The following is a 14,582-nucleotide window of genomic DNA, read 5'->3' on the forward strand; positions in this document are numbered from 1 at the left end:
GCTGATCAGAGTCTTGCCGGTCGCCTGAGGTCAAGGGTCATCGGGAAATCTTCCGCCGGTTGTTCCTCGCGCAGCACATAGGCCGATGGTGTATGGCCGCGCGGTTCGAAGCGGGCGAGCCGCCGCGCCTCCGCCTCGTTGCCGTTGACCGGGAAGGTGTCGTAATTGCGGCCGCCGGGATGCGCGACATGGTAGACGCAGCCGCCGATCGCCCTTCCCGACCAGCGGTCATAGATGTCGAACACCAGCGGCGTGTTGACCGGCAGCGCCGGATGCAGCCCCGAAGCCGGCTGCCAGGCTTTGAAGCGCACGCCGGCGACCGCGACTTCGCGGTTATCGGTCACCTTCATCGGCACGATACGGCCGTTGCAGACGATGGCATGGCGTTCCGGGTTGAGGCCTTCGGTCTTGACCTGCAGCCGCTCGACCGAGGAATCGACGAAGCGCACGGTGCCGCCGATCGCGCCCTGTTCGCCCATGACATGCCATGGCTCCAGCGCCTGCCGCAGCTCGAGCTTGATGCCGGCATGCTGGACCTCGCCGCAGAACGGGAACCGGAATTCGAGCTGCGCATCGAACCATTCGGGACGGAACTCGAAGCCGTTGAGCTTGAGGTCGTCGAGCACATCGAGGAAGTCAGCCCAGACATGATGCGGCAGCATGAAACGGTCGTGCAGCGAAGTGCCCCAGCGTACGAAGCGGCCGTCGAGCGGGTTTTTCCACGCACGTGCGATAATGGCGCGAACCAGAAGCTGCTGCGCGAGGCTCATGCGCGCATTGGGCGGCATCTCGAAGCCGCGGAACTCGACCAGTCCCAGCCGGCCGGTCGGGCCATCCGGCGAGAACAGCTTGTCGATGCAGATTTCCGAGCGGTGGGTATTGCCGGTGACGTCGGTCAGCAAATTGCGGAACAGCCGGTCGACCAGCCATGGCAAGGGGGCCGCGCCCTGGTTCGGATGCGGCACCTGCGCCATGGCGATTTCGAGTTCGTAAAGCGAATCGTGGCGCGCTTCGTCGAAACGCGGCGCCTGGCTGGTCGGGCCGATGAACAGGCCGGAGAACAGATAGGACAGCGACGGATGCCGCTGCCATTGCAGCACCAGGCTTTTCAACAGATCAGGCCGGCGCAGGAACGGGCTGTCATTGGGCGTCGCACCGCCGACCACGACATGGTTGCCGCCGCCTGTGCCGGTGTGGCGGCCATCGATCATGAACTTGTCGGCGCCAAGCCGCGTCAGCCGCGCCTCCTCATAGATCGCCGTGGTCGTCGCCACGCAATCCTGCCAGTTGTAAGCCGGATGGATGTTGACCTCGATGACGCCGGGGTCGGGCGCCACACGGATGACGTTGAGACGCGGATCATGTGGCGGCCCATAGCCCTCGATATGCACGGGAAGACCGATGGCACGCGCCGCGTTCTCGGCGGCAGCGACCAGTTCGAGATAATCCTCCAGCGCCTCGACTGGTGGCATGAACACACACAGCCTTCCGTCGCGCGGCTCGACGGAGAGCGCGGTGCGCACCGCGCCGCCGATCTCGGTGATCTCCTGTTCGACCCGGTCCTGCTGGCCGGTCGCGGCGGTGAACGACGCCGCCTGCTGGCGGCGCGCCATCTCGTCGGCGCCTTCCAGTTCGGCCGGAGCCGCAGCGGGCAGGATCGCCTCGCGCGCCGGCAATGGGCCGCGCGGCAGCGACGGGTCGACCGGCACGATGTAGGGGAATTGCGCCGGCGGCACATAGGGCAGTGTGCCCAAGGGCAAGCGGTAGCCGACCGGTGAATCACCGGGTACCAGGAACAGCCGGCCGCGCCGCGTCTTCCATTTCTCCGAACGCCAGCGCGGTCCCGACGCCTGGCTGTTCCAGCGCTGCACGGGCAGCACATAGCCCGACGGTTTGGTCAGCCCGCGCTCGAACACTCTTGCCATGCGGCTGCGCTCTTCCGGGTCCTCGAGCTTCGAATTGGACGGATCGACATTTTCCGGCAGCTTGCCTTCCTTGAGCAGCCATTCGGCCGGATCCTCATAGGCCTCGCTGACCATGGCCTTGTCGATGCCGAGCTCGCCGGCAATCGCAGTCAGCAGGCTTTCGGCCTGTTTCGGGCCGACATCCGCCGAACTCTTCTCCCGCGCGATCAGCGACGGATCGCTCCACACCGGCTGGCCATCGGCACGCCAGTAGAGCGAGAAGGTCCAGCGCGGCAGGCTTTCGCCCGGATACCACTTGCCCTGGCCGTAGTGGAGGAAACCGCCGGGCGCGAAACGTTCGCGCAGCCTTCGGATCAGCGCATCGGCCTTTTCGCGCTTGGTCGGGCCGACGGCGGCGGTGTTCCATTCGGCGGATTCGAAATCGTCGATCGACACGAAGGTCGGCTCGCCGCCCATCGTCAGCCGCACATCGCCTTCGCCAAGTGCCGCATCGACCTTGTTGCCAAGCGCGTCGAGCGCCTGCCAGCTTTCGTCGGAGAACGGCTTGGTGATGCGCGGGTGCTCGGCGATGCGGTCGACCCGCATGTCGAAGCCGAACTCGACATTGGCAAAGCTCGCCATGCCGGAAATCGGTGCCGCGTTGCGGAAATGCGGGGTTGCGGCAAGCGGCACATGGCTTTCGCCAGTGAGGAGACCCGAGGTCGGGTCGAAGCCGATCCAGCCGGCACCTGGAAGATAGACCTCGCACCAGGCATGCAGATCGGTGAAATCGACCGATGTGCCGGCCGGACCGTCCAGCGCGATGAGATCGGGCTTCAGCTGGATCAGGTAGCCGGAGACGAAACGCGCGGCGATGCCGAGATTGCGCAGGATCTGCACCAAGAGCCAGCTCGAATCCCGGCAAGAGCCCTTGCCGGCGGCCAGCGTTTCCTCCGGCGAGAACACGCCGGTCTCCATGCGCACGATATAGGCGATCTCGCGCTGCAGGCGCGCATTGAGGTCGACGAGGAAATTGACGGTGTTTTTCGCGCTGGTGTCGATGGTTCTCAGGAAAGCCGAAAGCAGCGGCCCTGCCGGCTCAGGCGTCCGGTAGATCGCGAGATCGTCCCTGATCTCTTCCGGATATTCGAACGGGAACGTCTCGGCCGACGGCTCGACGAAGAAATCGAACGGATTGTAGACCGTCATGTCGGCGACGAGATCGACCTCGATCTTCAATTCCGTCACCGGCTCGGGGAAGACGAAGCGGGCGAGGAAGTTGCCGTAGGGATCCTGCTGCAGATTGACGAAATGGTTCGCCGGCTCGACCTTGAGCGAATGGCTCAACACCTTTGTCCGGGAATGCGGCGCCGGCTGCAGCCTGACGATCTGAGGCCCGAGAACCACCGGCCGGTCGTATTTGTAATGGGTCAGATGGTAGACGGCTGCCAGAATTGCCATGGGGCCCCGAAGATCGGCGTTTCAAACGAATTCGCCGAACCCTGACACATCTGCTGGCCATTCTCCAAGCACAGATGTTGCGGTGCACCTAAATTAAGCAGCTGAAACCAGCTTGAGGCATGACTTAGAAGAACGCCTGAATGCCCGTCTGCGCCCTTCCCAGGATCAAGGCATGCACGTCATGCGTGCCCTCATAGGTGTTGACCGTCTCCAAATTCTGCGCGTGGCGCATGACGTGGTACCCGATCTGGATGCCGTTGCCGCCATGCATGTCGCGGGCCTGGCGGGCGATGTCGAGCGCCTTGCCGCAATTGTTGCGCTTGACGATCGAGATCATTTCCGGCGCCATCTTGCCCGCATCGAGCAGCCGCCCGACGCGCAAGGATGCCTGCAATCCCAGCGCGATCTCGGTCTGCATGTCGGCGAGCTTCTTCTGGTAAAGCTGCGTGCCGGCCAGCGGCTTGCCGAACTGCTTGCGGTCGAGACCATATTGGCGGGCGCGGTGCCAGCAATCTTCCGCCGCACCCATCGAGCCCCAGGAGATGCCGTAGCGAGCCCGGTTGAGACAGCCGAACGGGCCGCCAAGGCCCTTGGCGTTCGGCAGCAGCGCGTCCTCGCCGACCTCGACGCCTTCCATCACCACTTCACCGGTGATCGACGCGCGCAGCGACAGCTTGCCGCCGATCTTCGGCGCCGACAGCCCCTTCATGCCCTTTTCCAGCACGAAGCCGCGGATCTCGTCCTTGCCGTTCTCGCCCTTCAACTTCGCCCAGACGACGAACACGTCTGCGATCGGCGCGTTGGAAATCCACATCTTCGAGCCGCTGAGCTTGTAGCCGTTCGCCGTCTTCTCGGCGCGCGTCTTCATGCCGCCCGGGTCGGAGCCGGCATCCGGCTCGGTCAGGCCGAAACAGCCGATCCACTCACCGCTGGCAAGCTTGGGCAAGTACTTCTTGCGCTGCTCTTCCGAGCCATAGGCGTGGATCGGATACATTACCAGCGACGATTGCACCGACATCATCGAGCGGTAGCCGGAATCGACGCGTTCGACTTCCCGCGCGACCAGCCCGTAGGTCACATAATTGGCGCCGAGGCCGCCATACTCTTCCGGGATGGTAATGCCGAGCAAGCCGGCCTCGCCCATCTCGCGAAAGATGCCGGCATCCGTCTTTTCATTGAGATAGGCATCCTCGATGCGCGGCGCGAGCTTGTCGGCGGCGAAGGCCGCCGCGCCGTCGCGCACCATGCGCTCTTCTTCCGAAAGCTGGTCCTCGATCAGGAAAGGGTCTTCCCAGACGAATGCATTCTTGTCGGCGGCCATGGCTTGTCGATCCTCAAACGGGTGAAGCCCGGCTTATCGGCCCGCAGCCTTAAAAAATCAAACGAAATTGATTCACGGATCAATGAGCGTTAGGAATAGATCATGAGTGTCCAGCGCCGCCTCCTGCCCAATATCAGTGCCCTCGCCGCCTTCGAGGCGGTGGCCAGGCTTGGGTCTTTTACTGCCGCTGCTCAAGAGCTGGATCTGACCCAGGGCGCGGTCAGCCGGCAGATCAGGTTGCTCGAAGACCAGTTCGGCCGCCGCCTGTTCGAGCGCGACAGCCGCAATGTCCGGCTGTCGACGGCTGGGGAAATCTACGCCGAAGCAGTGCGTTCGGCGCTTGGCCAATTGCGCGACGCGGCCCTTGGATTGATGAGCAATCGGCATAGTGGCATCCTGAACCTTGCCATTTTGCCGACCTTCGGCACGCGCTGGCTGATGCCGATGATCCCCGATTTCGTCGAGAGCAATCCCGACATCACCATCAACTTCGTCACCCGCGTCGGCCGCTTCGACTTCGCCAGGGAAAGGCTGGACGCTGCCATTCATTACGGCCTGCCGGACTGGCCGGAGGCCGATTCGACACTGCTGGTGCGTGAAACCGTCGCGCCGGTGGCTTCGCCCGAATTCCTCGCCGGCCGCGCCATCGCCACGCCGGCCGATATTGGCCGCCTGCCGCTGTTGCATATGGCGACGCGACCCGGCGCCTGGACCGAATGGTTCGAGCATCAGGGTCTGAGCGCGCCGGCCGGACCAGGCATGCAGTTCGAACAATTCGGCACCGCCGCCCAGGCGTGCATGGCGGGGCTTGGGGTGGCGCTGCTGCCGCTGCTTCTGATCGCGGGCGAATTGCAGCGCGGCCAGTTGGTGCCGGCGCCTGGCCAGCCTATGCAAAGCCGCAGCGCCTATTACCTCGTCGTCCCGCACGACAAGCGCGACCATCCTCCGGTTGCCAGCTTTCGCGATTGGCTGCTGGAGCAGGTTGAGAAGGAGCCGGCCGTTCTGGCGTGGTAGCTACTTCCGCTTCAGCGCATCGGCCAGAGCCGCGCCGAAGGCCCCTTGCTGGGCCGGCCGTTCCGGCTGGCGTTGCGGCGCTGGCGAGCGCGGCGGCGGTCTGCCGCCGCCATTGTCGCGCGGCCCACCACGCGACGCACCACCCTCGCCGCCATCCTTGCGCATGGAGAGAGCGATGCGCTTGCGCTTGATGTCGACGTCGACCACCCGCACCTTGACCACATCGCCGGCCTTGACCACCTCATGCGCGTCCTTGATGAAGCGGTCGGCCAGTTGCGAGACATGCACCAGCCCGTCCTGATGGACACCGATATCGACAAAGGCGCCGAAGGCGGCGACATTGGTCACGGTGCCTTCCAGCAGCATGCCGGGTTTGAGGTCCTTGATGTCATCGACGCCGTCGGCGAAGGTCGCCGTCTTGAAGCCGGGGCGCGGGTCGCGGCCGGGCTTTTCGAGTTCGGCCAGAATGTCGCGCACCGTCGGCAGGCCGAAACGCTCGTCGACGAAGACACGCGGATCGAGCGCCTTGAGCGCGGCACTGTCGCCCATCAGCGAGCGCACATCGCGGCCGCAGGCGGCGACGATCTTCTTGGCCACGCCATAGGCTTCCGGATGCACCGATGAGGCATCGAGCGGCTCGCTGCCATTGGCGATGCGCAGGAAGCCGGCGGATTGTTCGAACGCGCGCGGTCCCAGCCGCGGCACCTTCAGAAGGTCCTTGCGGCTGTCGAAGGGGCCGGTCGCATCGCGATGCGCGACGATGGCGTCGGCGAGCGATGCGCCAAGGCCCGAAACCCGCGCCAAGAGCGGCGCCGAGGCGGTGTTGAGATCGACGCCGACCGCGTTGACCGCGTCCTCGACCACCGCTTCCAGCGAGCGGCCGAGCCGGTACTGGTCGACATCGTGCTGGTACTGGCCGACGCCGATCGATTTGGGTTCGATCTTGACCAGTTCGGCCAGCGGGTCCTGCAGGCGGCGCGCAATCGACACCGCGCCGCGCAGTGACACGTCGAGGCCGGGGAATTCGGCCGCCGCCGTCGCCGACGCCGAATAGACGGAGGCGCCTGCCTCGCTGACGATCACCTTGAGCGGCTTCGGTCCGCCGTCGGGAGGCATGTCGGAGAGCATGTCCGCCACCAGCTTCTCCGTCTCGCGGCTGCCGGTGCCGTTGCCGATCGAAATCAGCTCGACCCTGTGCAGGCGGATGAGCTTGGCGAGTTCGGCCTGCGTGCCGCGCACATCGTTCTTGGGCGGAAAGGGATAGACCGTCGTCGTCGCCACCAGCTTGCCGGTGCCGTCGACCACGGCCACCTTGACGCCGGTGCGGATGCCGGGATCGAGCCCCATCGTCGGCCGCGATCCGGCCGGCGCGGCCAGCAGCAAATCCTTCAGATTGCGGGCGAAGACATGGATCGCCTCTTCCTCGGCCCGCTCGCGCAGGTCGCGCATCAGATCGAGCGTCAGGTGCAGCGAAAGCTTGATGCGCCAGGTCCAGCCGGCGACCTCCATCAGCCAGCGGTCGCCGGGCAGGCTGGCGCCGATCGCATAGGCGTTGGCGATCATCCGTTCGACCGGTTTCACCGGCGACGCATCGTCGGCATCGACCTCGATGTCGAGCGACAGCACCTCTTCGTTGCGGCCGCGCAGCATGGCCAGCGCGCGATGGCTCGGCACGTTTGCCCAGCGCTCGACATGGTCGAAATAGTCGGAGAATTTGGCGCCGGCCTCCTGCTTGCCGTCGACCACCCGGGCGCGCATGAAGGCACGGTCCTTCATGTAGGTGCGCAGTTTACCGACCAGATCGGCATTCTCGGCGAACTGCTCCGACAGGATGTCGCGCGCGCCTTCAAGGGCTGCCTTCGCGTCGGCCACCTCCTCGGTGACATAGGCCAGCGCTACCTCGGCAGGCACGAGCGAACGGTTGGCAAGGATGGCCTCGGCCAGCGGCCCCAGCCCACGCTCTCTGGCGATCTCGGCCTTGGTGCGGCGTTTCGGCTTGTAGGGGAGATAGATGTCTTCCAGTTCCGCCTTGGTGGCGGCGGCAGCGATCTTGGTTTCCAGGTCCTCGGTCAGCTTGCCCTGCCCACGGATCGAGCCGAGGATGGTGTCGCGGCGGGCGTCGAGCTCGCGCAGATAGGCGAGCCGCTCGGCAAGGTCGCGCAACTGCGTGTCATCGAGCCCGCCGGTCACCTCCTTGCGGTAGCGCGCCACGAACGGCACCGTCGCGCCCTCGTCGAGCAATTCGATCGCCGCCGCCGCCTGTTCGGGCCGCGCCTTGATCTCTGCCGCGATAATGGCTGCGATGCGCTTGATGTCGGATGCCATGTCGTTCCTGCTCTCATCAAAAGAGCGGCGACCATAGGCGCAGACGCCTGTCTCGCCAACCGCGACGTTTTCAACCGTCGCGGGCGGTCCACAGGAAAGCATGCGGCAACGAAGCCGCGCCCGACGGGTCAGACCAGTTGGGTCAGCGCTTCGAAGAACGTTACAATCTCGGCATCGAGCGGATCGTCGACCGGCACCGGCTGCGACGACATCTTGGCGATGACCACCTCCGCCTTCGGATCGACATAGAGCCATTGGCCATGAATGCCGATGCCGCAATAGGCACCGCTCGGCTTGCCTGTCTGGTACCATTTGTTGCGATAGCGGCCGTAGGGGAACAGGAAAGCCATCGTGCCACGCTGCCAGGCCTCCGCACTGCCGCCGGTGCTGACCGTATCGCGCACCCAGGCCTCCGGCACGATGCGGCGGCCATTGGCGGTGCCGCCTTGCCGCATCATCTCGCCGATGCGCGCCAGGTCGCGCGGCGTCACCGAAATGCCGCCGGCGGTGCGCGCCGTGCCTTCCATGTCGACGCCGATCGAGGCCTCGCTGACAGCGCCAAGCGGCAGCCACAGCTTCTCGCGCATCAGGTCGCTGAAGCGCTGGCCGGACGCGCGCTCCAGCAGCAGGCCGAGCAGGTCGGAATTGGGCGAGCGGTAGCGAAAAGTCTGGCCGTGCGGCTCGGCAAGTCGCTGCAAGGACAGGATGAATTCGCGCAGGCTTTCCGTGCCGCCACCCGGGTTCCATAGCGTGGCGCGGCGATAGCGGGCAAAGGCGCTTTCCGGATCGAGATACGCCTCTTCGAAATCAAGGCTGACGCTCATGTCGAGCACATGGCGCGTGCTCGCATCGCCATGGGCCGAGCCGGCGGCTTCGGGAATGTAGGTCGTCACCGGCGCTTCCGGATCGAACGCCCCCTCGCCTTCCAATATGCCGGCTATAATCGCGGTCACCGACTTGCTGATCGAGAAGATGATGTGGCGGGCGCCGAAATCCATGTGCGGCGCGAACCAGTCGCCGATCACCTTGCCGCCTTTCATCACCGTCAGCGCGTCGGTGCTGGAGCGTATGAGGAATTCGGCGACCGTCTCCGGCGCGCTGGCGACCGAAACCTTTTCGCCGAGCAAACCACCGAAATCCATCGCTTGTGCCTCGGCACCAGCCGACGCCGCGGCCACGCGTGCCGTCGGCACCAGTTCGCCAAGGTTCTGGAACGACCATCGGTTGAACGGGCTTTCGCGCCAGTTGGAAAGCAGCACCTCGTTGCGGCGGAAGCCGTGGCGAATCTCGAACGCGGTCTTGCCGGTCATGGCGTTTCCTTTAAGGTCGTTTCTTGTGGGGGGCCTAGAGCAGCGCGGCGGCGATGGCGTGCACGGCCTTCAGCGTCGCCGTGGAGTAGGCGAGATTGCTGAAATCCGGCCAGGTCGAAAGCTTCACCACGACCATTCCCGTGTTCCAGTCGATATGGATCATCTGCCCGAACACGCCCCGGCACATCAGCGCGCGCGAGGCGGGATTCTCAATCCAGAACTGGTTGCGGTAGCTGCCCTGCGGCAGGCTGGCGGAGAAATCAGGCCCATGCCTGCCATTGCGTGTCGCCTCGATCCATTCGGCCGGCACGATGCCGCCGCCATTGTCGAGGATCATCTGGCCGAAGCGGCCATAGTCGCGCAGCGTCGCGTTGAAGCCGCCATCGGCCAGCGCATAGCCGGCGCTATCGACGGTGAAGCAGGCGCTTTCGTCGGCGCCGAGCTTTTGCCAGAGTTCCTCCGACACCAGCTGCGCCAGCCGCTTGCCCGTCACCCGCTCCATGATGAAGGCGAGCACGTCGGTCTCGATCGAGCGGTATTCGAACGCCGCGCCGTGCGGCCGGACCGTGTCCCTCAAGCCCAGGATCAGCTCGAACATATGCGAGGGCCAGCGGAAGTCCGGATCGCTGCCCGGCGGCACCGGCTTCCAGCCGGTGGCGACATCGACCTGGCCGATATCGGAATAGCGGTCGGCATACTCTTCGGAAAAACGCACGCCCGTCGTCATGTCGAGCACATGCTGAACGCTGGCGCCGGCCCAGCCTGTGGCGCCGAGTTCCGGCAAATAGTCGGTCACCGGCCTGGCCGGATCGATCAGGCCTCGCCCGGCCAATATGCCGAACACCGAGCCGGTGATGGACTTGGCCATCGACTGCGACAGATGCAGCGTGCGCACGTCCATGCCGTTGAAATAGCGCTCATAGGCGATCCTGCCGTGCTTGAGCACGAGGAAACCATCCGTATAGGTCTCGTCCAGCAACCCGGAGAGCGTCGAGGGCCTGCCCTCGCTGTCCTCGACCGGCAGCCCGTCGAGATCGACCTCGGCGCGTTCGAGCCGATGGCGATGGCCATTGCCGCGCCAGACTTCGGCGGTGGGCAGAATTTCCCTGATGTGCTGGAACGCCCAGCGGTTCCACGGCGGCCGGTCCCAGTCGAGCTTTGGCGGCACCATGACTGGCGGCGAGCCCTGCATGATCGGCGGCCGCGGATCGCTGTTGCGATAGGAGTCCATGAAAGGCCATTCCCGGAAAAGAAAAGACCCGGCAGTGTTTGCCGCCGGGTCTGGCATGCAGCGATTATTTCTGCAGTTCGGTCCAGATCTTGGTGTAGAGTTCCTGCGTTTCCGGCGCGCACATCTTCTGGAATTCGCCTTTCGGCTTGGCGTCGGCCGGAATGACGACTTCCGGCGCGTCCTTCATGTCGGCCGGCATGTATTTGTCCGAGCCGGTGATGGCGTTGGCGTAACGGTGGAAGGCCGAGAGGCCAGCCGCGTTTTCCGGATCCATGATGAAGTTCTGGAACAGCTTGGCGTTCTCGACGTTCTTGGCTTCCTTCAGGACGACGACATTGTCGCTCCACAGGCCAAAGCCTTCCTTCGGATAGTTGTAATGGATGGCCGCATTGGCCAGACGCTGGCGCAGCGCCGAGCCGTTCCAGTCGCTGGTTGCCTTGAAGTCGCCGGCACCCATCTTTTCGATGGTGTTGTATTCCATCGCGATCCAGTTCGGCTTGGCCGCCACCAAAAGGTCGCGCACCTTCTTCAGCACCGCCTTGTCGTCGGTGCATTGCTGGCCGCCGACATATTTGATCGCCGCAAAGATGACGTCATTCATCTCGGGAACGACGTTGACCTTGCCCTTCAGCTCGTCGGGCGTGTTGAAGACGATGCCCCACGTATCGGCCGGCCCCTTGTAGGCATCGGTGTTGACGACGACGCCGATCGTGCCCCAGGCCCACGGCACCGAATATTTGCGGCCCGGATCGAATTCGGGATTGGCCCATTCCGGCGCAACATTCTTGAAGTTCTCCATCTTGCCCGGATCGGTCTCGAGCAGGAGGCCTTCCTTGATCCAGATCGGCACGTAGGTCTGCGACGGCACGGCGATGTCGAAGCCGGTGCCGCCCTGCCGGATCTTGGCAAGCGCGGTGTCGTTGGAATCGTAGTCGGTGATGGTCACCTTGATCTTGTATTTGTCTTCGAACTTCTTGATCACGTCGGGGCTGGTGTAGTTGCCCCAATTGTAGATGTTGAGCACGCCCTCGGCGCGGGCGAGGCCCGTCGAAGCGAGCAGCGCCAACCCCATGGCGGTCGCCGTTGTCTTCCAGTTCATCGTTCTAACTCCCATTTTCAGGTTCAGTCTCGTTTCCTGCTGACGAAGAAAAACAACGTGACGATCGCGACCGAAAGCAGCAGGAAGGCGGTCGATATCGCGTTGATCTCGGGTGTGACGCCACGGCGGATCTGGCCGAGCATGTAGGTGGGCAGCGTGTCCTGGCCGCCCGATTTGACGAACTCGGTGATGACGACGTCATCGAGCGAGATGACGAAGGCCAGCATCAGGCCGGCAAGGATACCGGGCCACAAAAGCGGCAGCGTGATACGGCGGAAGGTCTTCCACGGGGTCGCGTAGAGATCGGCCGCGGCGCGCTCGAGCGTCAGGTCCATATTCTCCAGCCGCGCCCGGATCGGCAGATAGGCGAACGGAATGCAGAACGCCGTATGCGCGGCGATCAGGTAACCGAGGCCGGAATAGCCGGTGAAGATCTTGATGCGCGAGAAGAAGATCAGCAGCGCCACGCCGGTGACGATCTCGGGCACCATCAGCGGCTGGTTGATTGCCGCATATTTGAAGGTGAGTCCGGGATAGGGGGCGGTGCGCGTGGTGGCGAGTGCCGCCATCGTGGCGAAGATGGTCGACAGCACCGCCGCGATGGCACCGATCTGGAACGAGCGCAGCGTTGCGTCGATGACCTGCGTGTTCTGGTAGGCCGACTGGAACCATCTCAGCGAAAAGCCGCCCCATTCGGATGTCGAGCTCGCCGCGTTGAAGGCGTAGAGGACCAGCACGATGATCGGCAAATAGAGCACGACGAAGCAGGTCGCCGCGATCGCCGTGAAGCCCGGCTGGTGCTTGATGGAGAAGTTGCTAGCCATGACGCACCCCTGACTTGCCGGCGTTGCGCACATAGGCAAGCAACGCCAGCATGACGATGACCATCACCGTGATCGACAGCGCCGAGCCAAGCGGCCAGTTGCGTCCTTGTCCAAACTGCAATTCGATCAGGTTGGACAGCATCATGTTCTTGCCGCCGCCCAGCACGACCGGCGTCACATAGGCGCCGAGTGCCGGAATGAAGACCAGGATCGAGCCGGCAATGACGCCGGGCTTGACCAGCGGGAAAATGATCTTCCGCAGCACTTTGAAGCGTGTCGCGTAGAGATCATAGCCGGCCTCGACCAGGCGGAAATCGAGCTTCTCCATGCTGGCGTAGATCGGCAGCACCATCAGCGGCAGGTAGACATAGGCCATGCCGATCAGGATCGCGGTGTCGGTGTAGAGGATCTGGATCGGCGCCGAGATGATGCCGAGCTTGAGCAGGATCGTGTTGATGATGCCTTCGTTGCGGATGATCTGCAGCACCGCGAAAGTCCGGATCAGGAGGTTGGTCCAGAACGGGATGGTGATCAGGAACAGCCAGAGATCCCTGGTCTTCTCGCTGCGCGTCGCCATGAAATAGGCGGTCGGGAAACCGAGCGCCAAGGTCGCCAGCGTCGTCACCACCGCAAGCTTGATCGAGCGCCAGAAGATGGTGACATGCGCCGCCGCAAGCGAAAGCGTGTCGTCGAAAATGTCACGTTCCATGAACACCGACACCCAGGCATCGGGTGAAAACTGCCATTTCACGTCGCCATAGGCGCCGGGCGTCAGGAACGAGTAGACGAGCACGATCAGCAACGGGCCGGTCGCGGCGAGCAGGATGACCAGCAGCGCCGGTGCTGACAAAAGCCAGCGGTCACGGACATCACGCCGTTCCGCTGCCTTGGCGACTTCTTCCGCGGTGGCCATCAGTCCCTCAGCACTTGCGCGGCGTCGTTGCCGATCAGGATGCCGACCTTGTCGCCGCGCTCGAAACCGCAGCCTGCGCTGCGTGTGTTCTGCTGGCGCACGGTGAAGGCCTCGCCGCTGTCGAGCTGGACATGGATATGCGTGTCGGTGCCGAAATAGACGATGTTCTCGACCGTACCAGACAGGTCTCCCCTGTCCTTGGTCAGCTTGGCATGCTCGGGCCGCACCACCACCGTGGCGTTGTCCTTCGGCTGGAACCCTTCGGCAACGGTCGCCTCGATGGTCGTCCCGGATTTGAGCGTCGCGCGTGTCTTGCCGTTGCCGGTGCCCGATATGGCGGCGGTGAGGAAGTTGGTCTCGCCGATGAAGTCGGCGACGAAGCGCTCCGCCGGCTTGTCGTATATATCCCAGGGCGAGCCAACCTGCAGTATCTTGCCCGACGACATCACCGCGATGCGGTCCGACATGGTCAGCGCTTCTTCCTGATCATGGGTGACGAAGATGAAGGTGATGCCGGTCTCGTGCTGCAGCCGCTTCAACTCGATCTGCATCTCCTTGCGCAGCTTGTAGTCGAGTGCCGAGAGCGGTTCGTCGAGCAACAGCACTTTCGGCTGCGGCGCGAGCGCCCGGGCCAGCGCCACGCGCTGCTGCTGGCCACCGGAAATCTGGGCCGTGCGGCGGCCGGCCAGCGCTTCCATCTTGACCAGCTTGAGCATCTCTGCGACGCGCGCCTTGATCTCGCCCTTCGGCTTGCCGAGCATCTCCAGGCCGAAGCCGATATTGTCGGCAACCGTCATATGCGGGAACAGCGCGTAGGACTGGAAGACGGTGTTAACCGGCCGCTTGAAGGGCGGCAGCGGCGCGATGTCCTGACCGTAGAGCAGGATTTCACCGGCGGTTGGAAAGTCGAAGCCGGCGATCAGTCGCAGAAGGGTCGTCTTGCCGCAGCCGGACGGTCCCAGCAGCGTGAAGAACTCGTTCTCGCGAATGGATACCGACACCTTGTCGAGGGCGGCGACCTGCCCCTCACCCGATCCGAAAATTTTACTGGCGTTTACTACTTCAATCGCATTCCGATCCGGTTTGTCCGGCACGATTACGCCTCACTGTTGACCCCGCTCTTGCTGGCGGAGCTGTTCCCCTGTTCGATGTGACCACACGCCCGGTAGGTTGGCAAGCC

The 14,582-nt window shown here is 64.0% G+C and carries 10 protein-coding genes; 1 reads left to right on the forward strand and 9 read right to left on the reverse strand.

Going from position 1 to position 14,582, the window contains the following annotated elements; genetic code table 11:
• Nucleotides 1-5: 5 nt before the first annotated feature.
• Entirely contained in the window at nucleotides 6-3,365 is a 3,360-nt protein-coding gene (locus ACVILI_RS29805; RefSeq protein ID WP_038649272.1) for a transglutaminase family protein, read from the reverse strand.
• Between the two features lie 124 nt (nucleotides 3,366-3,489).
• A complete protein-coding gene (locus tag ACVILI_RS29810; RefSeq protein WP_038649275.1) occupies nucleotides 3,490-4,686 on the reverse strand; it encodes an acyl-CoA dehydrogenase in 1,197 nt (398 codons plus the stop codon).
• 102 nt (nucleotides 4,687-4,788) lie between these two features.
• Between ACVILI_RS29810 and ACVILI_RS29815 the strand changes: the two genes are divergently transcribed.
• Nucleotides 4,789-5,700 (forward strand): LysR family transcriptional regulator, encoded by a 912-nt coding sequence (locus ACVILI_RS29815; protein WP_240564547.1) that lies wholly within the window; start codon nucleotides 4,789-4,791, stop codon nucleotides 5,698-5,700.
• Here the strand turns inward: ACVILI_RS29815 and ACVILI_RS29820 are convergent, their stop codons facing one another.
• The 7 genes from ACVILI_RS29820 to ACVILI_RS29850 form a co-directional block, all read right to left on the reverse strand.
• Nucleotides 5,701-8,025 (reverse strand): Tex family protein, encoded by a 2,325-nt coding sequence (locus ACVILI_RS29820; RefSeq protein ID WP_038653306.1) that lies wholly within the window; start codon nucleotides 8,023-8,025, stop codon nucleotides 5,701-5,703.
• Between the two features lie 128 nt (nucleotides 8,026-8,153).
• On the reverse strand, nucleotides 8,154-9,335 hold the full coding sequence (locus ACVILI_RS29825; RefSeq protein ID WP_240564546.1) for a serine hydrolase domain-containing protein: 1,182 nt from the start codon (nucleotides 9,333-9,335) through the stop codon (nucleotides 8,154-8,156).
• Between the two features lie 34 nt (nucleotides 9,336-9,369).
• Nucleotides 9,370-10,566: a serine hydrolase domain-containing protein gene (locus ACVILI_RS29830; RefSeq protein WP_064980710.1), complete on the reverse strand. Its 1,197-nt coding sequence runs from the start codon at nucleotides 10,564-10,566 to the stop codon at nucleotides 9,370-9,372.
• Nucleotides 10,567-10,630: 64 nt separating this feature from the next.
• On the reverse strand, nucleotides 10,631-11,665 hold the full coding sequence (locus ACVILI_RS29835; RefSeq protein ID WP_019860923.1) for an ABC transporter substrate-binding protein: 1,035 nt from the start codon (nucleotides 11,663-11,665) through the stop codon (nucleotides 10,631-10,633).
• Nucleotides 11,666-11,688: 23 nt separating this feature from the next.
• Complete coding sequence (locus ACVILI_RS29840; protein ID WP_019860924.1) at nucleotides 11,689-12,489, reverse strand: ABC transporter permease; 801 nt, start codon at nucleotides 12,487-12,489, stop codon at nucleotides 11,689-11,691.
• Nucleotides 12,482-13,402, reverse strand: a complete 921-nt coding sequence (locus ACVILI_RS29845; RefSeq protein WP_019860925.1) for an ABC transporter permease — start codon at nucleotides 13,400-13,402, stop codon at nucleotides 12,482-12,484. The genes ACVILI_RS29840 and ACVILI_RS29845 overlap by 8 nt, the downstream gene beginning before the upstream one ends.
• The gene (locus ACVILI_RS29850) at nucleotides 13,402-14,496 is read right to left on the reverse strand and encodes an ABC transporter ATP-binding protein (protein WP_457102713.1); all 1,095 of its coding nucleotides are present in this window, start codon (nucleotides 14,494-14,496) and stop codon (nucleotides 13,402-13,404) included. Before ACVILI_RS29850 ends, ACVILI_RS29845 begins: the two co-directional genes overlap by 1 nt.
• Nucleotides 14,497-14,582: the final 86 nt, after the last annotated feature.

It is taken from the genome of Mesorhizobium sp. USDA 4775, from assembly GCF_054062655.1.